This is a genomic window from Rhizobium sp. R339 (genome assembly GCF_002211395.1).
GTDB lineage: Bacteria > Pseudomonadota > Alphaproteobacteria > Rhizobiales > Rhizobiaceae > Rhizobium.
Map to the genome: position 1 here is coordinate 1,026,815 of NZ_LOKV01000001.1, position 22,681 is coordinate 1,049,495.

Genomic DNA, 22,681 nt, shown 5'->3' on the forward strand with positions numbered 1-22,681 from the left:
TCACGCGGACGGGCCTCTCGGTTATCGTTCGCCGCGCCGGGGGGAGGGCCGAGTCGAGCCCGTCAGGCGCATGGGGGAGTAGCGGCGGTGGCTTTTCAGGGGGATTTTCAGCGGGATGGTATCGGGCTACGCTCCAGCGGCCTCAAAATACTTCTGGTTGAAGATTCCAGGATGTTTTCCGCCGTGCTCTGTCACCGGTTCCAGACGGAGCTCGGCCTTACCGTCAAAGCTTGCCCGTCGCTGAAGGCGCTGCGCAGGGAGCTTGCCGAGGACAGCCACGGCTACACCATGGCCGTCGTCGACCTCAACCTGCCGGATTCGCCCTATGGCGAGGCGCTCGACTGCACGATCGAGCACGATATTCCGGCCATCGTCTTCACCGCCACCTTCGATCTCAATACGCGCAACAGGATCATGGAGCGCAATGTCATCGACTACGTGCTGAAGGACAATGAATTCGCGCTCGACAATCTGGTTGCCACCGTCCGGCGCGCGATCTCCAACCGCAAGACGCGGGTGCTCGTCGTCGATGATGTCGTCTCGGCCCGCCAGGTGCTCGTCGATCTCCTAAAGGCACAGCAATATTTGGTCGTCGAGGCGAATTCCGGGCTCGAGGCGTTGGCCGCGCTCGAAGCCTATAGCGATATCGAACTCGTCGTCACCGACCATCATATGCCCGATATGAGCGGCTACGAGCTGACGCGGCGCATCCGCCATCGCTTCGGTTCGGACCGGCTGCGCGTCATCGGCGTTTCCTCCTCCAACGACCGCATGCTGTCGGCGAGTTTCCTCAAGGCCGGTGCCAGCGATTTCGTCTACCGGCCCTTCGTGGCCGAGGAACTGCAATGCCGCATCGCCAACAATGCCGAAACGCTGGCGCAGATGCGCCAATTGCGGGCGGCGGCGGCCTGCGACTACCTGACCGGCCTCTTTAACCGCCGCTATTTCTACGACAACGGCCCGAAGCTGGTGAACGAATGCCTGCGGCTGAAAGTGCCGAGCTCGGTGGCCATCCTCGACATCGACCATTTCAAGCGGCTGAACGATACCTACGGCCACGAGATCGGCGACAAGGTGCTGAAGGCCGTCGCAAATAGGCTGTTCACAATCTTCGAAGGCAGCGACAACCTGCTTTCGCGCCTCGGCGGCGAAGAATTCGCCATTCTCTTCCCGCAGATGGATTCGGCCGCCGCAACCAAACTCTGCGACGAGATCCGCTCCGACATTTCGCGGCTGAAGGTGACGGCCGACGACGAGGAACTCGGCGTCACCATCTCGATCGGCATTGCCGAAATCGGCAGCTATGAAACCTTCGAAAACTACCTCAACGCCGCCGACCAGTTCCTCTACATGGCCAAGCACCGCGGCCGCAATCAGGTCTATTCCGACGCGAAGATGACGGAGGAGGCGGCGCAGTAGGGCGGCCTGTCGCCACTGGTCGTCATCCTCGGCCTTGTGCCGAGGATCTGCTGCCTTATCAACCCGTGGTTAGATGCTCGGCACAAGGCCGAGCATGACGAAGGAATGGGTCAGCTTCTTGTGTTGCGGTCGCCTCAAGCCGCAACCGCCTGCCGTGCAGTCGCCATGGTCATCTTGCGCTCGGCGCGCTCCTGCTGCGGAGAGCGGTGGTAGAGTTCGCGATAACACTTGGAGAAATGCGAGGCCGAGACGAAGCCGCAGGCGACGGCGACTTCGACGACGGGCATGGAGGACTGCACCAGCAGGTGGCGGGCGCGGTCGAGGCGGATTTCCAGATAGTAGCGGGCAGGCGAACGGCCCATCTCCTGGCGGAACAGCCGCTCGATCTGGCGGCGCGAGAGGCCGGCGCCGTCGGCGATCTCGATCAGCGACAGCGGCTCGGCGAGGTTGCTTTCCATCAGCTCGATGATCGACAGGACCTTGGCGTTCTGCACGCCGAGGCGGGCGCGCAGCGGCAGGCGCTGGCGGTCATGCGGGTTGCGCACGCGGTCGGTCAGGTGCTGCTCGCAGATGCGGTTGACCAGGCTTTCGCCGAAATCCTCGCCGATGAGATTGAGCATCATGTCGAGCGAGGCGGTGCCGCCGGCGCAGGTATAGAGATTGCCGTCGACCTCGTAGAGATCGGCATAGACCTCCGCCTGCGGAAAGGCTTCGGAAAAGCCCGGCAGGTTCTCCCAATGGATGGCGCAGCGCTTGCCGTTCAGGAGACCAGCCTGGGCAAGCACATGCGCGCCCGTACAGAGGCTGCCGACCGCGACGCCGCGATTGTAGCATTCGCGCAGCCAGGCATTGACCGACTTGTTGTTGAACTCTTCGATGTCGATGCCGGAACAGACGAGCACCATGCCGGGCCGGTTTTCGCCGCCGAGATGACGGCGCTCCTCGGCAAGCGAGGAATTCGCCTCGATGCCGATGCCGCAGGAAGAATAGACCTTGTCTCCATCGACGGAGGCGAGCCGCCAGGTATAGGCCTGGTAGCCGAGCATGCGATTGGCGATGCGCAAGGTGTCCACGGCCGCCGAGAAGGGCAGCATGGTGAATTGCGGTACCATAAAGAAGACCAGCGAACGCTTCTTGATCTGCATCCTGTTCATAGCGAAATCCATGCTCGAGGGACGATGACATATTCGTTGCGCGGAATGCGTCGCGCCGATGTCCTGAAAGCGACACTGGCATGGATAAATGCGGCCGTGAAGAGCAAATATGCGACATTGACCGCGATTTGACTGGTCGGATCGTCGTCAACCCGGGAGTCGAATGTGGGAAAGGCCCGTCGAAGGCGGAAATTTGGGGATCGAAGCGGCTCGGAATTCGATCGTCCGAAGACGAAAAAGGCGGCGTTGCGCGAAGCAGACGCCGCCCTCATCTCGGCAGGAATGTCGCATTCATTACATGGTCCGGTGCCCGTGCGATGCCGCTGCAATTTCGTCAAAAGACGTGCGCGAGGCATAACCGGCGTTGCATGACTCAAGCTAAGATGGTGCAGTGCTCCTCAATAATTTCAATCGTAACTTTCGCGACGACTCGTCGCCTTTTATCCCAAAGGCAGCATTGAATGAGAAATCTCGCTTTTCAGGGCACGTGGCGAGCATATCAGCAGAAGATACTTGATGATCTGGCAAATCTCATAGGCGATGATGGTTTGCATATCGTCGCAGCACCCGGCTCAGGCAAAACGATTTTAGGCCTTGAGGTGATGCGCAGGCTTGGCGAAGCGACTTTGATCCTGGCCCCGAGCAAGACCATCCGGGATCAATGGGCGCAGCGGCTGCGTGCGATGTTCCTACCCGCGGACGTTGCTGAACCGGATTGGATTTCCCATGATGTAAGGGCGCCTGGCACCGTCACGATCATTACCTATCACGCTCTGCATGCGGCGTTTTCGGGCCGTGCATCTGAAGAAGAAATCGCCGACAGCGAAGAGGAGGACAACGACCGGGCACAATCCGTCGAAGCAGGCAAACAGGAGACGGATAAGGCGAGAAAGAAAATCATCGCGAAGCTGCGTGAAGGGAACGTTCGCACGCTTGTGCTCGATGAAGCGCACCATCTTAGAAACGAGTGGTGGAAGGCCCTGACGATGCTCAAGGAAGCATTGGGCAAACCGACCGTCGTCGCGCTGACAGCTACGCCTCCATACGATGTCGATCCGCAGGAATGGGACCGCTATCAGGCGCTTTGCGGGCCGATAGACGGTGAAATTTCCGTGCCTGAGCTCGTGCTGCAAGGCGACCTTTGTCCCCATCAGGACTATGTCCATTTCAGCCTGCCGAGCACGCTGGAAGCACAGAAACTTGCGGAGTTTCGCGCGCAGGTCGCTGACTTCATCGAAACGCTGCTCGAGAGCGCAGAATTCAAGCTGACAATTCTGCATCACCCGTGGATTATGCAGCCGATCGGAAATGTGGAGCATATACTGGATGATGCCCGCTTTTTCTCCAGCATGTTGATCTTCCTGAACGCGCAATATGTCGACCTGCCGCAATCGACTCTCGACATTCTCGGCGTCAAGGCGCGGGAAATACCGGATCTGACGCTTGAATGGATAGAGGTATTGCTGAACGGCGTCATCTACACCCACCGCGATGATTTCCAAGACGCGGAGCGGACAATCCGCTACCAACAAGACAGGCTGAGGGAAATCAAGGCCGTGGAGCACGGCAAAGTGCGACTGACCGATCCACGATCGGTTCAGAAGCTGTTGGTATCGAGCGTGAGCAAGCTCAACGCGATCGTCGATATCACCCGGCTCGAAAGCGCGTCGATGCGTGACGAACTCCGTATGGTTATCCTTTCCGACTATATAAGGAAGGATATGTTGCCCACCGGGCCCGCAGACGTTCCGCCTATCGAGAGAATGGGCGTGGTGCCTATCTTTGAGACCTTGCGGCGGTCCGGAGTTGATCTCAAGCTTGGAATTCTGACCGGGAGCATGGTTCTCATTCCGGCGGGATCGAAAGGAATTCTCGATGAGATCGCAGACGATCTTGGCATAGGTGCGGAGCATATCCGCTATCAGCAGGCAGCGTTCGATGCGGGCTTCGTCAGCGTGGAACTCGCGGGCGAGCGGGGCCGCAATATCGTCCATATGATCACCGAACTGTTCGGCCGGGGCGGGATCACGGTCCTGGTCGGCACCCAGGCTTTGCTGGGCGAAGGATGGGACGCACCCTCCGTAAACACCCTGATCCTGGCAAGTACGGTAGGATCATATGTGCTTTCCAATCAGATGCGGGGCCGCGCCATTCGCATCGACCCTCAAGCACCTCAGAAGGCTGCCAACGTCTGGCATCTGGCAGTCATCGACCCTGAAAAGCTCGAGCAGAGAATCCCGCTGCGTTTCGGGAGGAAATCGACCGACAGAAAAGCGCCTGATCCGTTTGACACCATGACAATAGACCTGGGTAGCGACGTCGATGCGCTGAAACGCCGGTTTTATGCCTTTGAGGGATTGTCCTTCGGCGAGCCTCCGCTGATCGAAAGCGGCTTTCAACGATTGATGCTAGGCACAGCGCGGTGGGACGCGCGCGGTGTCGATGACATCAACAAGATGATGGAACGGCGGGCCATCGACCGTAAGGCGCTGAAAGCCCGCTGGCATAGCGCGCTGCACAGCAAACGCGCTGTTGCCAGGATGCAGGAAACATTGAAGAGCAACTATACCCCCAAGGGGCTGGTTAACTGGAACACGACAAAATTTCTCTTTGCGCAGAGTATCGCGCTCGCCGGCCTGATCTTGGGCGAATTCTTGCAGGACTTTGAGGTGACCGATATTCGATCGCTGCAAGAACTGGAGTCGGTCCTATTCGTTGTCTTTGCATTGCTGGCCATCTTCTGTTTGCCGGGCGCGTTCAAAGCTGGCCGGTTGCTGCTTAGGAACGGCTCATTGGAAGGGAGCATGAAGCAGGTGGGGACGTCCGTTCTGGAGGCGCTCCATCATATGGGCGTCATAAGGACCGGGTTGGAAAAAGTAAGCGTCGAGGCGACGCTCGACCAAAACGGCATCATTTACTGCCGGCTGGAGGGTGCGACTACAATCGAACGATCCCGCTTTCTCGACGCCATGCGGGAAGTCCTCGTCCCCCCACAGAATCCCCGCTACATTCTCGTCAGGTCGTCAAAACTCTGGCGGTGGAAGCGGGTGGATTATCACGCGCTCCCTTCGATCATCGGCCGAAAAAAGGAGGATGCCATATATTTTGCTCAGCTGTGGAATCGCTATGTCGGTGATTCAGAGCTTGTCTACACGCGCAGCGCTGAGGGTCGCCTGATGCTACTCAAGTTCCGCGCAAAATCATTTGCTTCGGCATTTACCAGGAAAACAGACAGAGTCAGCCGTTGGGAGTGATCAGAGGTCACTGCTGAAGGGATAAGTGAGCCCATCCGACGGAACAAATCCTACGTTTGAGACGAAAAAGGCGGCGTTGCGCGAAGCAGACGCCGCCCTCATCTCGGGAGGAATGTCGCATTCATTACATGGTCCGGTGTTTGCTGTCGTCCGTGCTCGGCCAGCCGATGTCCTTGCGGATGTCGAAAGGCATGGCTTCGATTTCGCGGGCAGTCCGCCAGCGCGTCCAGGCGAGGACGAGCCTGTGGGCATAATCGACCAGGTCGAAGTGGCCCCTGCCTGAGGTGAGGTGCTTGCCGCTGCCCCGATAGGTGAGCGTGGTCATTTCCGGTTCCTTTCTTTAAGGTCTGGGCATGGGGTCTTTGGGAGTTTCGCCCATGTCCATGATGCTAATATGGGCCTCCGCAACTCATCATTCAAACGAATAGAGCTTATGGATAACATCAACGAGATTGAATGATCGTGCGTGGGCGGCCAGCGTCATCGCGGGCGTGACAAAAGGCCTTGGAACTATCTCCATTCCCCGTCGTTGCGACCTGGTAACTGCCAGTGACGCAAAGGAGGAAACGATGATTTCCGCAGATCAGATTCGTGAGCATATGGAAGTCAGGGCAGCCGACGGCACCCATATGGGGACGGTCGACCATCTCGACGGCCCCACCCGGATCAAGCTCACCAAGACCGATTCCGAAGACGGCAAGCATCACCTGATTCCGCTCGACTGGGTCGACCATGTCGACGCTCACGTTCACCTGTCGAAGAACGCGCGTGATGTTCGCAGCCAGTGGGCAACCATCAACTGACGCGCGATCGGCTGCGGCTTCGGCCGCAGCCTTCACTGCAAGGAGCCTCCATGGCAAAGCAATTGAAGGCGGGCGACGAGGTGAGCTGGGATACCAGCCAGGGAAAGACCAAGGGCAGGGTGGTCAGGAAGCAGACCAGCCCGACCAGGATCAAGGGACATAAGGTCAAGGCGTCGGCGGCGGACCCGCAATATATCGTTGAAAGCGACAAATCGGGAAAGCGGGCCGCACACAAGCCCGATGAACTCGGGAAGCTTTGACGGGCAAAGGAGATCGATATGCCAGCCAAGTCGAAAGCCCAGCAAAAGGCCGCGGGTGCCGCGCTCTCGGCCAAACGCGGCGAGACGCCGAAGAAGGAGCTGAAAGGCGCTTCGAAGCAGATGGTCGAATCCATGAGCGAAAAACAGCTCGAGGAATTCGCCTCGACCAAGCGGAAGGGTAAGCCGGAGCACGCTTCGAAATAGACGGAGCGCGATCACTCTTCCGGCTTAGGTCGTCGTCGATTGCATCGAAAATTCCGCGACCTCGTGCGCTTCGGAGACGGCGGTCAGGATTGCGCGGGCGGATGCGTCGGGATCTTTCGCGAGCCATCGCAGCTCGAAGCCCAGCGCGGTGCGGTCGTCGTCTGTCCGCTTCAGCGAGCCGAACGATGCACTGCATCCGAGAGGCTCGAGCAGCTTCGAGAGATCGGCAATGGAGGAATTCGAACCATAGATGACGAGGGTTGCCTTGCGCTCGCAGCGCAGCCAGCTATCCAGGCGTTTCATCGGCGACAGGACGACGAAAGCGACGGCGGTCGCGATCGTTCCGGTGACGATCTGGCCGCCGCCGAAGCAGAGGCCGACAACGGTCATGAACCACATGGTGGCAGCCGTCGTGACGCCGGTCATCGTGTCGCCGCGTCTCAGGATTGCGCCGCCGCCGATGAATCCGACGCCGGTCAGGACGCCGAGGGGAAAGCGCAGCACGTCCATTTGCGTGAAATAGCTGAAGGTTTTGCCATAGGTCGAGAGAAGCAGGTTCGCCTGGATCATCGCCAGGCAGGCGGCAAGGGCGACCAGGATCGTGGTCCTGAAGCCGGCCGCGTGGCCGCCGCGTTCGCGGTCGAGGCCGATGAGGCCGCCGGCGATCACCGTCAGCGCCATGCGCGCGCCGATATCCCACCAGCTCGGCGTCAGCGGCATGGCCTCGTTCAGAAACGAAAGCATGTCACGCTCCCGAGCGTTTCTTTCTGCCGTTCGCCAGGCATCGATCCTCCTCGGCCGCTGTTGCCATGGTCTAAACGCCATGCGGCGCGGGACGTTCCCCTTGCCGATGCGCCGTGATTGGCGGTTCGCCGGCAGCGGGTGTATGTATGTTTCGGATGCGGGCAATCGCCCGTCCGCCATAAGCGCATCGCGTTCACAACGGAGTATAGAATTGGCAGTCGCCTTCACCAAGGAAGAGAGTTTCGAAACCGCGTCGGAAACCCTGCTGCCCGACCGGCCGGTTTCGCCGCATCCGAACCTCGTGACCGAAGCCGGCCTGAAAGCGCTGGAGCTGCAGTTCCAGCAGGCGCGTCAGGCCTATGAGGCCGCCAGCACCATTGAAGACGTGAACGAGAAGCGGCGGCAGACGGCGGGTCCCGTGCGCGATCTGCGCTATCTCTCAGCGAGACTTCGCACCGCGCAGGTCATGCCTGAGACGGCATCGACCGACATCGTCGCCTTCGGCAGCACGGTGACCTTCAGCCGCGATGACGGACGCGTGCAGACCTATCGCATCGTCGGAGAGGACGAAGCCGATCCCAAGACCGGATCGATCTCCTATGTATCGCCGGTGGCGCGGCTCTTGATGGGCAAGTCTGTCGGCGATGTCGTGGAAAATGGCGGCCAGGAGCTTGAGGTCATGGCAATCGCCTGAGGGCGAAGCCAGGTGAGGGCGTTGAGGATAAAATTAGTACCAATTGGTACTTTATTTATCGGGCATTTACGATTCGCGACCTAGAAGGGTGACATATCATCATCGAAGGTCATCCCATGGTCAGCGCCATTTCCAGTTCGGCATCCACCATTCTGAGTTCGTCGGCTTCCAGCTCTTCGGATCAGTTCGCCTCTCTCGAGGCGCAGCTCGCCGAAAAGGAGGCGGCGCTGTCGCAGACGCGGGACGAAGAGGAGAAGGCGACGATCGAAAAGGCGATCGAGGCGCTGGAAGCGAAGATCGCCAAGCTCGAAGCGTCGGAAAGCAGCAAGAGCCAGGCATCTGCCGCATCGAAGCCCGCCGCCGAAGCTTCTGGAGAATTCTCCGGCGAGAGCGATCGTATCGGCACGAAGAATTTCGACGAGACCAGCGAGTTCGGCAGCCGCACGGCCTACGTTTGAGCGCGCGGTAATGGCGATCAAAGACGGCGCTTGGCTACCGTGACGATTTCGCGCGTCAGGTCCGCCAGGCGGTCGGCGGCGAGGCGGTTGATCTGCCAGTAGAGCGGGATGTCGAGCGGGGTGCCGGGAACGAGTTCCACCAGACGCCCCGAGGCGAGATGGTCGCGGGTCAGCTGGATCGGGTTCATGCCCCAGGCCATGCCCGAAAGCGTGGCCTCGACGAAACTCTGCGGCGACGGCAGCCAATGGGTGGGATAATCGAGATCGGCTCCTAATGTCTGCCGCACCCAGCTGCTTTGCAGCCTGTCCTTCTGGTTGAAGGTGAGGGCAGGAGCGTGGCGGAGCGCCTCGGCAGTGACGCCATGGGGGAAGTGGCGGGCGACGAATTCGGGTGTTGCCGTGGCCTGGTAGCGCAGGACGCCGAGTTCGAAGCGCCGGCATCCCCGGACCGGCTTTTCCAGGCTGGTGACGGCCGCGATCACCCGGCCGCGCTGCAGCCATTCGGCAGTATGGTCCTGGTCGTCGACGGCGATGTTCAGCAGATAGGAAGAGCTCTTGGCGAAATTGGCCATGGCCTCCACGAACCATGTGCCGAGACTGTCGGCATTGGTGGCGATCTGCAGCGTCACCTTTTGCAGCGGCTCGTCGGGATCGATGAGGGCCGGCAACTGGCGGAAGAGTTCGGCCTCCAGCATGCCGACATTTTCCATATGGCGGCAGAGCCATTCTCCCTTTTCGGTGGCCGTGCAGGGCGTGCCCCGGACGATGAGGACGGTGCCGAGACGCTCTTCGAGCTGCTTGACACGCTGTGAGATGGCCGAGGGCGTGACGTTGAGGATGGCGGCGGCTCGTTCGAAGCTGCCAGTCTGGACGATGGTTGCGACGGCGCGCAGGGCGGGATAGTCGAGCATGGATTAGTTTCACTTAATTGGGATAAGATTGATTAATTAGACTAATTCGTGCGCCGGCGCTATCGCAACTCCAACGAGGTGTGGGGCATTGCCGAGCAGATGAGTTTTCCGATCTATTTTACCGGCCTGATGATGGGCCTCAGCCTGATCGTGGCGATCGGGGCGCAGAACGCTTTCATCCTTCGCCAGGGGCTGCGCAACGAACATGTCTTCGCCGTGTGCCTTACCTGCGCTCTCTCCGATGCGGCGCTGATCCTGCTCGGGGTGACCAGCCTCCAGCAGATCGCCAGTCTGCTGCCTTGGCTCGATCCAGTCATGCGTTATGGAGGCGCGGCGTTTCTCGCCTGGTACGGAGCCAAGAGCCTCTATTCCGCTATGCGGTCATCCGCCACTCTCACGGCGGCGGAGGCCAAGACGGCGAGCTTTCGGCAGACGCTCGCGACCTGCCTCGCGCTCACCTGGCTCAATCCGCATGTCTATCTCGATACGGTCGCGCTGCTCGGCACGATTTCGACGCGCTATCCCGGCCAGCAGGCCTCTTTTGCCGCCGGCGCGATGACAGGTTCCTTCCTGTTCTTCTTTGCCCTCGGCTATGGCGCGACATGGCTGCGGCCGATCTTCTCGAAGCCGGCGTCCTGGCGGATGCTGGAGACGCTCGTCGCTGCGACGATGTGGATCATCGCCTTCAAGCTCATCGGCGGGATGTGATCAGGTGACGAGTGGGATGACGCAAGACTGGATCGAACGGGCGAGCGCTTAAAGCTACGATACGCAGTCTTGGAAGCCGAAGAGTCGCCGATTGGCGGGGCCGCGCCTTAGGCGCGGCTCGGTGATTCCACGATCCTCAGAGCCCGCCGCGGTCGTATGACCGTCTTCAGAGGGGGTAGTTCGATTTCGCGCTGGCAATCCGCCATCAGGTGCGACGGGAATCGCTTCAACTCCCGCAGCGCATGTTCATGGTTCGCGTCCCTGCGCCGGCGTGACTTGAACGCGGAGAGGGCTTGTACGATATTCCATGTGCTTGTTTGTGCCATGTCCGGTCTCCTTTGCTGCATCAGTTGCCGATACGCAAACTATGGGGGCCGATTGACATTCAATCAAACAAAATGATATGGCTTTATAAATCAGAAAAATTGAAAGATGCGACGATGAGCCTACCCTTTCGCCGTCCCATTCCTTTGCTTGACAACGATGTGCTGCGCACCTTCGTCGCCATCTCCGAAACGGGCAATTTTTCCACTGCCGCCGAAGCGGTCTTCCGCACACCGTCGGCGGTCTCCATGCAGATCAAGAAGCTCGAGGAACAGCTCGGCGCGACGCTGTTTTTGCGCGACGCCCGCTCGGTGACGCTGACGCGCCACGGCGAGATGCTGCTTTCCTATGCGCGCAACATATTGGCCCTATCGAACGAGGCGGTGTCGCGCTTCATCATGCCGGAGCTGACCGGCGTCGTCAGGCTCGGCGCGCCCGAGGATATCGGCGAGCGGCTGCTGCCAAGAATCCTGAAGAGTTTTGCCGAAAGCTATCCCGGCATCATGGTCGACGTGACGATCGACATGAGCGTCGGCCTGAAGAAGCGCATGGAGGAGCAGCGGCTGGATCTCGCGCTGATCAACTGCGCGACCCGGCCGTTCCCGACCGGCGGTGAGGTGGTGTTCCGCGAGCGGCTGGTCTGGGCCGGCGCACGGTGCGGTTCGGCCCACAGGCGCGATCCCCTGCCGATCTCGATCTGGGAGGATGGCTGCATCTGGCGGCAGGAGGCGCTCGCCCAGCTCGAGCGCAACAAGCGGCCTTATCGCGTCGCCTATCTCAGCGGCCACACGATGGCGCAGCGCGCCGCCGTGCTCTCCGATCTGGCCATCGCGCCGCTGCCGCTCTCCTATGTCAGCGAGGACATGGCGATCCTCGGCCTGCAGGAAGGACTGCCCGAACTCGCCTCCTTCGACATCCGGCTGCTGACCGCCTCGCAGATGTCGGGACCGATCGAAACGGTGGCCGACAGCATTCGCGATGCTTTTGCCGAAAGAGCCAAGGCGGTCGCCGCCTGAGGATATCGTCCAGCCGCTGAACCTTTTGTTCGCTTGTGCGTTATCGGCGCGGATGGCATGAGTGCCGTTCGGGGTTGATTTCAAACAAGGATATTCGAAATGACGACAACGGCCAAAATTGCCGCAGCCTTCATGGTTCTTCTTGCTCTTTCCTCCTGCGGCAACACGATCCGCGGCGTGGGAAAGGATACGGCGAACGCCGTCAACGCCACGCAGGATGCCGGGCGCTCGGTTGATCGCGCTGCGAAGAAGTAAGCGGTAGACGTTAGGTCTGAGCCTGAAACCGGACCACTTTGGCAAGTGGCCGGATCGGGCCGGGGTCCGGACCACTCTAACGAGTGACCGGGGCCGGACCACCTTATCAGGTGGCCGGGGGATGTGCTCTTTCGAGGCCGCCGGATCGGCTGAGGCCGGTCCGGAAGGCCTGGTAGGCGGGGTGCTGGCTGGAGCGGGCCGTTTCCATCAGCCGGATTTGTAGGCGGTCCGGCGCCTGGGTCCCCAGCCACAATCCAAGATTTTCGAGTTTCAGCGAGTTCAGGAAACGCGATCCCGCGGCAAGATCGAGGTGGCGGCGCAGGCCGTCGAGCAGGTTGTCGTCCTGGGCGGCATTTTCCATGAGCAGCGTCAGGTAGGATTTGTCGGGCTCCGACAGCGCGGCGAGCTTTTCCGCAACGGTATCGCGGTCGGGAAAGGGAACGTTGCCAGTCATCTCGAATCGTCCGGTCGTTGATCGTCTCCCGCGTTTATAAGCTCGCCTTGACCTTCTCGGCTACATCGGCCGGCACCCATTTCGTCCAAAGGCTCTCGTAATTGCGCAGGAAGTGGATGGCGGCATTCTCGTTGCTTTCGCGGTTTTCGTCCTGCCAGGCGAGCACCTGGTTGATCGTCGCATTGTCCCATTTTCGGGTCTTGAGATAGGCGGTGACCGGCCCGGCGCGGCTGGCGAAGGATCTGGTCATCAGCGTGAAAGCGCGCGAGACCGGGTAGGAATTGAGCTGTGGCCTGGCGCAGCCGGCAACGGCGGTGCAACCGTCCCATTCGCTCTTGTCATGGCCGACGCCGAAGCTCAGGCGCGTCATGTCGTATTTGCCGAGGATGGCGGTCGGCGCCCAGTAATAGCCGAGCCAGCCGACCTTGTTCTCGAAGGCGCGGGCGATCGAGGCGTCGAGCCGTTCGGGACTGCCGGTCTCGACGAGCTCGAAGCCCTTCTTGTCCGCGGCAAGCGCCCGGAAAAGGTTGGTGGTCGATATGTGGCAGCTCCAGTCGGCCGGGCAATTGTAGATTGCGCCCTTGGATGGATCCTCTTCGCCCGGAAAAAGCTCGGGATGCTTCAGCGCATCCTCGACCGAGCGAATGTCGGGATTGGCGTCGGCGATGAATTTCGGAATGAACCAGCCCTCGACGGCGCCATCGGCAAGGATCTCGGCACCCTGCACCAGCCGGCCGGTTTTGACGGCCTGATCGAGCAGGGCCCTGACGGAATTGATCCAATATTCCGAAGCGATGTCGGGCGTGCCTTTCTCGTTCATCGAGGCGAAGGTCGGCAGCGTGTCGCCGTCGACGATGGTGACGGAACAGCCATAGCCCTTTTCCAGGATGATCTTGTCGAAGTTTGCCGCAATGCCGGCCGAGGCCCATTTCATCTCGGCGATCGTCACCTGGCCGCAGTCGGCGGCGGCGGCCGGCGCGGCAATGGAAAAAGCCGCGGCAAAGACGGCCGAAATCAGAAGCGTCTTCATCGTCATTCCCCGAATCTTCGTTGCTCGGACGCGCCGCCTTGTAAAAATCGTCAGCAAAACTTTGCGGCGCCCGAAAGGGAGGAGGCCCGCCGGGCGATGGCTCAGCAGGCCTTCCTGTTCACGGACGCCGTTCATCCTTGCGGCTTCGCGGCGGGTCGCAGGTCATGTTCAACAATGGCGCATTTTGGCCAAGCCTACGCGTTCGCCCGCAGAAATCAACCGTCTTCTGCTCATGGTTGCGCCACTAAATGATTGAATTCGAAGAATTTATGTCAATAGCCCGAAAATGGAGACACGGATGGGGCTCGCCACCGGCGAGGGGGCTTCGCCAGAAAAAACGACGGAAATGCCGAAAAAGGTCAAAATTAACATTTGCGTAAGCCTTCAATAACTCTCCGGTAAGAATGTGCCGTTATCAGTGAGGTCGCAGCCGGAACAACTGCTGCTTCTCTGGTTCAGGTAGTGCGTACCGGAGAAAGCGAGCTTCGCCGCGTAGAGGGTGAAGACGCCAGAGTTTTCGGCAAACCGCGCAGAGCCAAGGCCATGCGCGGTTTTCGCGTTTTTAGGCTAAGCATTCCCAGCCCCTGCAAGTCTTGACCCGGGATTGGCGCCCATTGTAGGCCTCGCCTCAACGAAAGGCGGCCGCCATGGCAAGAGCGATCATGCTGCAGGGAACCGGCTCGGATGTCGGCAAGACGGTGCTGGTCGCGGGCCTCTGCCGGCTGGCGGCCAATCGCGGGCGTATCGTCCGGCCGTTCAAGCCGCAGAACATGTCGAACAATGCGGCGGTCGCCGATGACGGCGGCGAGATCGGCCGGGCGCAGTGGCTGCAGTCGCTTGCTGCCCGCACGCCGTCCTCGGTGCACATGAACCCGGTGCTGCTGAAGCCGCAATCGGAAAACGGCAGCCAGATCATCGTCCAGGGCAAGGTCTTCGGACAGGCAAAAGGGCGGGACTATCAGCGGTTGAAACCCCAACTGCTCGGCGCGGTGCTTGCAAGCTTCGAAAAAGTTGCCGACGGCGCCGATCTCGTCATCGTCGAGGGCGCCGGATCGCCGGCCGAGATCAATCTGAGGCCCGGCGATATCGCCAATATGGGTTTTGCAACACGGGCTGATGTGCCCGTCGTGCTGGTCGGCGATATCGACCGGGGCGGCGTCATCGCGTCGCTCGTCGGCACGCATGCGATCCTCGAGGCGGGCGACCGGGCGATGATCGCGGGCTATATCATCAACAAGTTTCGCGGTGACGTTTCGCTCTTCGATGACGGCATCCGCGCCATCGAAGGCTTCACCGGCTGGCCGTGCTTCGGCGTCGTGCCGTGGCTGGCAGGTGCCGCGCGTCTGCCGGCCGAGGATTCGGTCGTGCTCGAACGTCTGGCGAAGGGCGGCGCAGGTGCCTTAAAGGTCGCCGTGCCGGTGCTGCCGCGCATCGCCAATTTCGACGATCTCGATCCGCTGTACGCCGAGCCGGATGTCGAGCTGATTTACGTGCGATCGGGCGAGCGGCTGCCAGCCGATGCCGGCCTCGTCATTCTTCCCGGCTCGAAATCGACGATTTCCGATCTTGCCGATTTCAGAGCCGCGGGCTGGGATCGCGATCTCGAAATGCATGTCAGACGCGGCGGCCGGGTGATCGGCATTTGCGGCGGCTACCAGATGCTCGGCCGCACCGTGCACGATCCGCTTGGGCTCGAAGGCGGGACGCTGGAGACGCCGGGCCTCGGGCTTCTCGATGTCGAGACCGAGATGGCGCCTGAGAAGACCGTGCGCAACAGCCAGGCCCGCTCGACCGAATATGACGCGCCGCTTTCCGGCTACCAGATCCATCTCGGCATTACCCGCGGCCCGGATAGCACCAAGCCTTCGGCGATCGTCGACGGCGCGCCCGACGGAGCGGTGTCGGCGGACGGCCGGATCATGGGAACCTACCTGCACGGGCTCTTCGGCAGCGATGCCTACCGGGCCAGGCTGCTTGAAAGCTTCGGGCTATCGGGCGAGCGGAGGAACTACCGCGAGGGCGTGGAACAGGCGCTCGACGAGATCGCTTGGGAATTGGAACGTCATCTTGATGCGCGCTGGCTTGCGGGGTTGCTGGAGTAGGGATGGATGTGTGTTGAGCGGGGATTGCCGCGCTGCCTTGCTCCTGCTGGAAGGCCGTCCGCTACGACATATCAGGTTGATCAGAGGCGCCTAACCTTTCCTCCTCATTCCTGTGCTCGTCACAGGAATCCAGTGCGCCCAGGTCCCTGGGCGCGAGAGACTCCTTGTTTGGGAAAGAATCATTCACGGCGCAGACGCGCCGTGGCTGGATTCCGGTGACAAGCACAGGAATGAAGGAGGACGCGTCTTTCGAAGGAAGTTGCTCTAAGCAGGGAATTGGTGTTTACCGACCGCCGTTCCGTACTTGCCAAATTAGTTGACTGAGTCCATTAATTGCCGTGGCAGGGCCCCGTTGAGAGCGGTGAATCATGAGCATATTCGATAGATTTTCTCTGGCGGATCAGGTGGCGCTCGTGACCGGCGGCGGCCGTGGTCTCGGTTTCGAGATGGCGCGCGCCCTTGCCGAGGCCGGCGCGCATGTGATCGTTACAGGACGGACCGCCTCAACGCTGGACGATGCCGTGATGGCCATTCGCGCCGCAGGCGGTACGGCGGAGGCTGCCGTGTTCGACGTTGCCGACCGCGAGGCCCAGCGCGCATTGATGGCCGATATCGAAAAGACCCACGGCCGTCTCGATATATTGATCAACAATGTCGGCGCCCGCGACAGGCGGCCGCTCGCCGAATTCGACGACGATGCCATCATCGAGCTGCTGCGCACGGATCTCGCCGCGGCGATGACGCTTTCACGCGACGCCGCCGTGCTGATGAAGCGGCGCAATTACGGCCGTCTGATCGCGGTGACCTCGATCAGCGGTCATGTCGTGATGCCCGGCGACTGCGTTTATCCGGCAGCCAAGCAGGGCCTCACCGGCCTGATGCGCGGCATGGCGGTCGAATTCGGCCCGTACGGGATCACCAGCAACGCGATCGCGCCCGGCTGGTTCGCGACCGAGACGAACGCGGCAATGGCTCAGAACGAGGAACTCATGCCCTTCGTGCGCCAGCGCATCCCTGTCCAGCGCTGGGGACGCCCCGATGAAATCGCCGGCGCGGCGCTCTATCTCGCCAGCGCCGCCGCCTCCTTCGTCAATGGTCATGTCCTGACTGTTGATGGCGGCATGACCGTCAGGATGTGAACCGCGATGCCCGCAGGCGTTGTGGCGCCGGCTTGCTGACGAAAGGACTTTCAATCGTCGACGGCTGGGATTATCGGTAGGGCGCGGCTATCAATCGAGATGAAGCCAGCCGGTTCGGCGTTGTCGCCGATTTGCCCGATTTTCAATCATAAGATCGCGCCGGCTCACGCGGAGGTTTCCAAAATTAGCGATCATATTCATTGGCTTATAGAGCAGGGAATCACCAGCGAGCATATCGGCGATCTCGTCACCGGCCTGTGTGAACGGCTAATCGCGGCGGGATTTCCGATCTGGCGGGCGAGCATCAGGATGCCGTCGCTGCACCCGATGTATCGCGGCGTATCGGCGAATTTCTCGCGCGGCGGCGTCACGATCATCGAAACCGCCGAACATGGCAGCGAGACGGAACGCAACTTCGAGCAGACGCCGATATTCTACCTTCTGAACCGCGGCGAGAAGACGGGGCGGTGGAACCTGGCGAAGGGCGAGGGCCTGCACTATACCGAGCTGCACGAATTCGCGCTCGACGGGGGCACGGACCACGTGATCAGCATCTTCGAATTCCCGAAGGAAGTTGCGCTGCGCGGGCTCGGCTTCTCGCTGACCAGCGACGCGCCGGACGGATTTTCCGATGAACAGCTGGCGGCCATCCAGGCACTTTTCCCGGCGCTGGGGCTTGCGGCCTACCGGGTCGCGACGTCGAAAACCGCCAGCGATATCCTTGCCGTCTATACTGGCGCCAGGACGAGCGCGCGAATTCTGGCGGGTGAAACCCGAAGAGGAACGGGCGGCTCGATCAATGCCGCGATCCTGCTTGCCGACCTTCGCAATTTCACCGCCTTGACCGAGGTCTATCAGCCGGGGGAGATCGTCGGCTTTCTCAACGATCACTTCGAGCTGATCGACCGGCATGTCGAGGAGAATTCCGGCGAGATCCTGAAATTCATGGGCGACAGCGTGCTGGCCATCTTTCCGACCGACGCGGACGATCCGCAGCCGGCCTGCTTGGCCGCGCTGGCATCCGCCGGGAGCCTGCTGAAGGCGAACGAAGCGCTCAATCGCGAGCGGACGCTGGTTGGCGGCCCCGACATCGGCGTCGATGTGGTGCTGCATCTCGGCGAGGTTTTCTACGGCAATGTCGGCGCCAAGGGCAGGCTCGATTTCACGGTGATCGGCAAGGCGGTCAACGAGGTTTCCCGGCTCGAAAAGCTGTGCGGCATGCTCGAGCAGCATCTGTTGATGTCGGAGAGCTTCGCGACGACCTGCGCCGTGCCCTGCGAATATCTCGGATCGTTCGATCTGCGCGGCGTCTCGAAGAAGGCCGAGGTCTTCAGGCTTGCCGAAGCGTCCTAACAATCAGATCTCACCCGACACCTCGCGGCGGCGGCGGTCGAGTTCCTCGCTGTAGCGGCGCAGCGTGTGGCTTTCGCTGAGCTGGCCGACCACCTTGCGCTCGATCAGATTGTTGACGACGGCGAGCGCTTCGCTTTCGCTCTTGTCGAAGATCGCCGCCGCCTGCCTTGCATTCATCTGCGGCTGCAGGAAATCGTTGCGGTAGCGGATGAAATCGGCAAGCGTCGTGCCTTCGTCCTGCACGTCGGTCGGATTGGCGTAGATCTCCGGCACCAGCACGAGGCCCGCATATTTGTCGCTCTCCTCGACCAGGATGACGCGCTGGGTCGAGCCGATTGGAAAGGCCTGCTTGAATTCTTCCAGCGAGATGCCGGCTTTCGCCGTCTTGACGTCGGCGCGCATCAGCTTGTCCACGGTCAGATTGCGGATCCAGCCGACATCATGGGCGCTGCGGATGCTTTCGCCGCGCAGATGGAAGCGCCATGTGGCGAAGGAGTAGCCGAAGGTCGAGCGCACGACGAGCGAGGAGGTGATGACGGCGGCAAGCACCAGCGCCGTGATCGGAAAGTCGCCGGTGATTTCGAGCGCCAGGAACGTCATCGTCAGCGGTCCGCCAATGACGGCGACGGCAAGCGAACTCATGCCGACCACGGCATAGATGACCGGCGTCAGCGTCGCATCGGCGAAATAGGGGCCGCAATAGGCAAAGAGCTTGCCGAGCAGGGCGCCCATGAACAGCGAGGCGAAGAACAGGCCGCCCCTGAAGCCGGAGCCGATCGAGATCGCCGAGGCAAGGGATTTCAAGAGGAAGAGGCCGATCAGCGCGGGAATCGCCACCTCGCGCGCGAGGTTGAGATGCAGCGCGCCGTGGCCAGCCGACAGCACCTGCGGTGAAATCATCGCCAGCAGCCCAACGATGATGCCGCCGAGGGCGGGACGGAAGGGCGGGGCGATCGAACTCTTGCGGGCCAGTTCCTCGATGAAGGCGACACCCTGCATGAGGAGGATGCCGATACCGGCGCAGAAGACGCCGAGCAATAGTGCCGGAACATAGTCGGCTGGCACGACGGAGCCGAAACTGCCGATATCGATGGTGAAATCGCCCTCGGCGAGCAACCGTGCGACGAGAGTGGATACGAGGGCGGAGACGACGACCGGGGTCAGCGACACGATCGTATAGGTGCCGATGATCAGCTCGAAGGCATAAAAGGCGCCGGTCAGCGGCGCGTTGAAGGCGGCGGCGATGGCGCCGGCCGCGCCGCAGCCGACGAGGATGCGCAGGTCGGAGCGGCGCAACTGCAATTTCAAGCCGAATTTCGAGGCGAGGCCGGCGGCAAGCTGGGTATAGCCGGCCTCCAGGCCGACGGAGGCGCCGAAACCGTTGGAGATCAGGTTCTGCGCGGCAACGATGATGCTGTCGGTCAGCGACAGGCGGCCGCCATGCAGCGCATTGGCCTCGATCGGGTCGACCATCGGCTTCTTGCGCCGTTTGGTCAGAATGAAGAGCAACAGGCCGAGCAGGACGCCGCCCATGACAGGGGCGGTGAGCAGCAGCAGCTTGTCGTCGATCAGCGACGAGCTCAGCCTTTCCTCGTCGGCGATGCCGAAGATCAGCTGGTGCAGCTCGTTGGAAACAAGGCTCATGCCGGTGACGGCAAGCCCGGAGGCGATGCCGACCACGGCACCGGCCAGCGACAGGCCGACTTCGCTGCGGCGGGTCAGCGCGCGCAGCCGCCCCGGGTCGAAGAAAACACGCAGCGCCCGCAGGCGGCGCCGATCCAATTTCATAAGCATGGCTAGGACAATTAGGCGGGGAGAAGCCCGGTCAAGGGCGGCGGCGCAGTCGGCTTGCAATGCAATTGCGGCGAAAAGCCGGCGCGCCGATCAAATTTTCATGACGTAAGCCCCTGATAAAAGACGATATTTCCGGTAGGGTCAGTCGTATTGGTCCCGGTAGCCCTGAGACGATCCGGCGCGGGGACGGCGGCGAAGGCCGTTGACTTCAATCACCGGCTTGCCTAACCATCTTTCCTATACGGATGGTCGCCTGACCATCCCGATATAACGGATGGTTCCGGATCGGCGGTGCGCCCTTCCGGATGAAAAGGGAATGTGACGGGGCGGACCCAATCCGGGCGCCTTCATCACAGCCGACCCCGCGACTGTAGAGCGGTCAGGGTCTTCCATCCGGCATTCAGCCTTTTCCGCCGGCAGCCAGCAATGGTGCTGGCGGGCGGAACGGACTAGATGCCGGAAAGGCCACTGGAAATGCATGGTGATCAACCGGGGTCGGACGCCTCTATTTCTACGAATCGTCCACCTCTTCACCAAAGCAGCCGGGAAGGCGAGGCAGATCCGCCGGCACGATCAGGGCGACCGGTTTCCGGTCCGCCCCGATCGCCGCCGATACCCGCGAGCCAGGAGACCTGCCATCCCGTGCCGGGCGAGAAGCCCAATCCTGGGCAAAGAGCCCGCTGCCAGCACGGAGGTTGTTTTGGCTGAACGAATGAATTCGGCGCTGCCTTGTGTGGCGCGACGGTGGCCGGGTCCGGACGAGGGGCTTTCGGCCTCTTATGCCGAATATGCGGCACCCCCCTCTGTCCTGCCGGACATCTCCCCCACAAGGGGGGAGATTGAATCGTGGAGAGCTTCATCCCAAACAACCGATGTGGAGCTGAGGTCGTGCCTCTGGCCGATCTCCCCCCCTGTGGGGGAGATGTCCGGCAGGACAGAGGGGGGTACTACGTCCTCGGCGGCCAACTATAGTAAATGCAGAGCAAATCGAAGCGCCGCCCTCCCTAGAGGGAGCGCTTCCGCATGATCGCTCTCTCCAATTCCAGTCTCGTGCTCGGCGGCGCGCGCTCCGGCAAATCGCGCTTCGCCGAAAACCTCATCACATCGAGCGGCCTCGAGCGCCATTACATCGCGACCGGCCGGGCGTGGGACGACGAGATGCAGGCGCGGATCGACCAGCACAAGGCCGATCGCGGCGGCTCCTGGACCACGCATGAGGAGCCGCTTGATCTCGCCGAACGACTTAAGGCCATCGATGGCGCGGGCAGGGCGATCATCGTCGATTGTCTGACGCTGTGGCTCACCAATCTGATGATGGAGGGGCGCGATATCGCGCTACAGGCAGCCGCGCTTGCAGCGTGGCTGCCGCAGGCAAAGGCGAAACTTGTCATCGTTTCCAATGAAGTCGGTCTCGGCATCGTGCCGGAGAACCGCATGGCGCGGGAGTTCCGCGACCATGCCGGCCGGCTGCACCAGATGATCGCGGCGAAAGCCGACGAAGTTTATTTCATCGCGGCGGGACTGCCGCTGAAAATGAAGGGTTGAAGTTCCATGAACCAGCAGAAAATTCCCGCAACGGTCATCACCGGCTTCCTCGGCGCCGGCAAGACGACGATGATCCGCAACCTGCTCACCAATGCCGGCGGCAAGAAGATCGCGCTCATCATCAACGAGTTCGGCGATCTCGGCGTCGACGGCGATGTGCTGAAGGGCTGCGGGGCGGAGAACTGCACGGAGGACGATATTATCGAGCTCACCAATGGCTGCATCTGCTGCACGGTGGCCGACGATTTCATTCCGACCATGACCAAGCTTCTGGAGCGCGACCAGCGCCCCGACCATATCGTCATCGAGACCTCGGGCCTTGCGCTGCCGCAGCCGCTGGTCGCCGCCTTCAACTGGCCGGATATCCGCAGCGAAGTCACCGTCGACGGCGTCATCACCGTGGTCGATAGCGCCGCCGTTGCCGCCGGCCGTTTCGCCGACGATCACGATGCCGTCGATGCGCGCCGCGTCGAGGATGAATCGCTCGATCACGAAAGCCCGATCGAGGAGCTCTTCGAGGATCAGCTGACCTGCGCCGATCTGATCGTGCTCAACAAGACCGATCTCATCGACACGGACGGGCTCGGCCGCGTGAAGAGCGAAGTCGCCTCGCGCATCGCCCGCAAGCCGGTGATGATCGAGGCCAGGAACGGCGAGGTGCCGGCCAGCGTGCTGCTCGGCCTCGGTATCGGCACGGAAGACGATATCGTCAACCGCAAGTCCCATCACGAGATGGAACACGAGGCTGGCGAGCCGCACGATCACGACGAATTCGACAGTTTTGTCGTCGAGCTTGGGGCGATTGCCGATACCGCTGCCTTCGTCGAGAAGCTGAAAGGCATCATCGCCGAACATGACGTGCTGCGCCTGAAGGGCTTCATCGACGTCTCCGGCAAGCCGATGCGGCTGCAGCTGCAGGCCGTCGGCAGCCGCATCGACCAGTATTTCGACCGCGCCTGGACGCCTGGTGAAGCGCGGCGCACGCGCCTTGTCGTCATCGGTCTGCACGAGATGGATCAGGATGCGGTGAGGGCGGCGATCGAGGCACTGGCATAAGCCC

General features: G+C 61.4%; 23 protein-coding genes and 1 riboswitch. Of the genes, 15 read left to right on the forward strand and 8 right to left on the reverse strand.

The features are described 5' to 3' along the window. Window positions 1-87 precede the first annotated feature (87 nt). A complete protein-coding gene (locus ATY76_RS05110; RefSeq protein ID WP_088673638.1) occupies window positions 88-1,419 on the forward strand; it encodes a diguanylate cyclase in 1,332 nt (443 codons plus the stop codon). A 134-nt stretch (window positions 1,420-1,553) separates the two neighbouring features. On the opposite strand, the gene ATY76_RS05115 is transcribed toward ATY76_RS05110, so the two are convergent. Then, entirely contained in the window at window positions 1,554-2,573 is a 1,020-nt protein-coding gene (locus tag ATY76_RS05115; RefSeq protein WP_088673776.1) for a GlxA family transcriptional regulator, read from the reverse strand. Window positions 2,574-3,034: 461 nt separating this feature from the next. Between ATY76_RS05115 and ATY76_RS05125 the strand changes: the two genes are divergently transcribed. Beyond that, window positions 3,035-5,827, forward strand: a complete 2,793-nt coding sequence (locus tag ATY76_RS05125) for a DEAD/DEAH box helicase family protein (RefSeq protein ID WP_088673639.1) — start codon at window positions 3,035-3,037, stop codon at window positions 5,825-5,827. Window positions 5,828-5,951: 124 nt separating this feature from the next. Here the strand turns inward: ATY76_RS05125 and ATY76_RS05130 are convergent, their stop codons facing one another. Continuing rightward, entirely contained in the window at window positions 5,952-6,152 is a 201-nt protein-coding gene (locus ATY76_RS05130) for a hypothetical protein (RefSeq protein ID WP_088673640.1), read from the reverse strand. 244 nt (window positions 6,153-6,396) lie between these two features. On the opposite strand from ATY76_RS05130, the gene ATY76_RS05135 reads away from it, so the two are divergent. From ATY76_RS05135 to ATY76_RS05145, 3 genes are read left to right on the forward strand one after another with little or no spacing between them, the layout of a single operon-like run. Then, window positions 6,397-6,630, forward strand: a complete 234-nt coding sequence (locus ATY76_RS05135; RefSeq protein WP_088673641.1) for a DUF2171 domain-containing protein — start codon at window positions 6,397-6,399, stop codon at window positions 6,628-6,630. A gap of 50 nt (window positions 6,631-6,680) precedes the next feature. Beyond that, the gene (locus ATY76_RS05140) at window positions 6,681-6,890 is read left to right on the forward strand and encodes a DUF2945 domain-containing protein (protein ID WP_088673642.1); all 210 of its coding nucleotides are present in this window, start codon (window positions 6,681-6,683) and stop codon (window positions 6,888-6,890) included. An 18-nt stretch (window positions 6,891-6,908) separates the two neighbouring features. Further along, window positions 6,909-7,094: a DUF3008 family protein gene (locus tag ATY76_RS05145; RefSeq protein WP_003564288.1), complete on the forward strand. Its 186-nt coding sequence runs from the start codon at window positions 6,909-6,911 to the stop codon at window positions 7,092-7,094. A gap of 24 nt (window positions 7,095-7,118) precedes the next feature. On the opposite strand, the gene ATY76_RS05150 is transcribed toward ATY76_RS05145, so the two are convergent. Continuing rightward, complete coding sequence (locus tag ATY76_RS05150; RefSeq protein WP_088673643.1) at window positions 7,119-7,838, reverse strand: MgtC/SapB family protein; 720 nt, start codon at window positions 7,836-7,838, stop codon at window positions 7,119-7,121. 211 nt (window positions 7,839-8,049) lie between these two features. Here ATY76_RS05150 and greA point away from each other — a divergent pair, with 211 nt between their 5' ends. Both greA and ATY76_RS05160 read left to right on the forward strand, forming a co-directional pair. Then, window positions 8,050-8,532: a transcription elongation factor GreA gene (greA, locus tag ATY76_RS05155; RefSeq protein ID WP_088673644.1), complete on the forward strand. Its 483-nt coding sequence runs from the start codon at window positions 8,050-8,052 to the stop codon at window positions 8,530-8,532. Between the two features lie 116 nt (window positions 8,533-8,648). Further along, the gene (locus ATY76_RS05160; RefSeq protein WP_088673645.1) at window positions 8,649-8,990 is read left to right on the forward strand and encodes a hypothetical protein; all 342 of its coding nucleotides are present in this window, start codon (window positions 8,649-8,651) and stop codon (window positions 8,988-8,990) included. A gap of 17 nt (window positions 8,991-9,007) precedes the next feature. Here the strand turns inward: ATY76_RS05160 and ATY76_RS05165 are convergent, their stop codons facing one another. Next, window positions 9,008-9,901, reverse strand: a complete 894-nt coding sequence (locus tag ATY76_RS05165; RefSeq protein WP_088673646.1) for a LysR family transcriptional regulator ArgP — start codon at window positions 9,899-9,901, stop codon at window positions 9,008-9,010. 99 nt (window positions 9,902-10,000) lie between these two features. On the opposite strand from ATY76_RS05165, the gene ATY76_RS05170 reads away from it, so the two are divergent. Then, window positions 10,001-10,609 (forward strand): LysE/ArgO family amino acid transporter, encoded by a 609-nt coding sequence (locus ATY76_RS05170; RefSeq protein ID WP_088673777.1) that lies wholly within the window; start codon window positions 10,001-10,003, stop codon window positions 10,607-10,609. Between the two features lie 107 nt (window positions 10,610-10,716). Here ATY76_RS05170 and ATY76_RS34060 read toward each other — a convergent pair whose 3' ends face one another. Then, a complete protein-coding gene (locus ATY76_RS34060; RefSeq protein WP_088673647.1) occupies window positions 10,717-10,935 on the reverse strand; it encodes a hypothetical protein in 219 nt (72 codons plus the stop codon). Between the two features lie 72 nt (window positions 10,936-11,007). Here ATY76_RS34060 and ATY76_RS05180 point away from each other — a divergent pair, with 72 nt between their 5' ends. Both ATY76_RS05180 and ATY76_RS05185 read left to right on the forward strand, forming a co-directional pair. Continuing rightward, the gene (locus tag ATY76_RS05180; protein ID WP_190233589.1) at window positions 11,008-11,949 is read left to right on the forward strand and encodes a LysR substrate-binding domain-containing protein; all 942 of its coding nucleotides are present in this window, start codon (window positions 11,008-11,010) and stop codon (window positions 11,947-11,949) included. A gap of 99 nt (window positions 11,950-12,048) precedes the next feature. After that, entirely contained in the window at window positions 12,049-12,204 is a 156-nt protein-coding gene (locus ATY76_RS05185; protein WP_088673648.1) for an entericidin A/B family lipoprotein, read from the forward strand. Window positions 12,205-12,310: 106 nt separating this feature from the next. On the opposite strand, the gene ATY76_RS05190 is transcribed toward ATY76_RS05185, so the two are convergent. Together ATY76_RS05190 and ATY76_RS05195 are read right to left on the reverse strand one after the other, a co-directional pair. Then, complete coding sequence (locus tag ATY76_RS05190; protein WP_088673649.1) at window positions 12,311-12,658, reverse strand: hypothetical protein; 348 nt, start codon at window positions 12,656-12,658, stop codon at window positions 12,311-12,313. A 34-nt stretch (window positions 12,659-12,692) separates the two neighbouring features. Beyond that, entirely contained in the window at window positions 12,693-13,694 is a 1,002-nt protein-coding gene (locus tag ATY76_RS05195) for a glycine betaine ABC transporter substrate-binding protein (RefSeq protein ID WP_190233590.1), read from the reverse strand. 641 nt (window positions 13,695-14,335) lie between these two features. Between ATY76_RS05195 and ATY76_RS05200 the strand changes: the two genes are divergently transcribed. The 3 genes from ATY76_RS05200 to ATY76_RS05210 all read left to right on the forward strand — a co-directional run bounded on the left by ATY76_RS05200 (window position 14,336) and on the right by ATY76_RS05210 (window position 18,282). Next, the gene (locus ATY76_RS05200) at window positions 14,336-15,790 is read left to right on the forward strand and encodes a cobyric acid synthase (protein ID WP_088673650.1); all 1,455 of its coding nucleotides are present in this window, start codon (window positions 14,336-14,338) and stop codon (window positions 15,788-15,790) included. Window positions 15,791-16,158: 368 nt separating this feature from the next. Then, window positions 16,159-16,929, forward strand: coding sequence for an SDR family oxidoreductase (locus tag ATY76_RS05205; RefSeq protein WP_088673651.1), 771 nt, complete (start codon window positions 16,159-16,161; stop codon window positions 16,927-16,929). A 309-nt stretch (window positions 16,930-17,238) separates the two neighbouring features. Then, window positions 17,239-18,282, forward strand: a complete 1,044-nt coding sequence (locus ATY76_RS05210) for an adenylate/guanylate cyclase domain-containing protein (protein ID WP_245309706.1) — start codon at window positions 17,239-17,241, stop codon at window positions 18,280-18,282. A gap of 3 nt (window positions 18,283-18,285) precedes the next feature. On the opposite strand, the gene ATY76_RS05215 is transcribed toward ATY76_RS05210, so the two are convergent. Further along, window positions 18,286-20,076 carry a chloride channel protein gene (locus ATY76_RS05215; protein ID WP_088673653.1) on the reverse strand — a complete coding sequence of 597 codons (1,791 nt, stop codon included), beginning with the start codon at window positions 20,074-20,076 and terminating at the stop codon, window positions 18,286-18,288. A 258-nt stretch (window positions 20,077-20,334) separates the two neighbouring features. Next, window positions 20,335-20,731, forward strand: a riboswitch (cobalamin riboswitch). A gap of 368 nt (window positions 20,732-21,099) precedes the next feature. Between ATY76_RS05215 and cobU the strand changes: the two genes are divergently transcribed. Together cobU and cobW are read left to right on the forward strand one after the other, a co-directional pair. After that, the gene (cobU, locus tag ATY76_RS05225) at window positions 21,100-21,621 is read left to right on the forward strand and encodes a bifunctional adenosylcobinamide kinase/adenosylcobinamide-phosphate guanylyltransferase (protein WP_088673655.1); all 522 of its coding nucleotides are present in this window, start codon (window positions 21,100-21,102) and stop codon (window positions 21,619-21,621) included. A 6-nt stretch (window positions 21,622-21,627) separates the two neighbouring features. Further along, complete coding sequence (gene cobW, locus ATY76_RS05230) at window positions 21,628-22,677, forward strand: cobalamin biosynthesis protein CobW (RefSeq protein ID WP_088673656.1); 1,050 nt, start codon at window positions 21,628-21,630, stop codon at window positions 22,675-22,677. The last annotated feature ends 4 nt before the right edge of the window (window positions 22,678-22,681 follow it).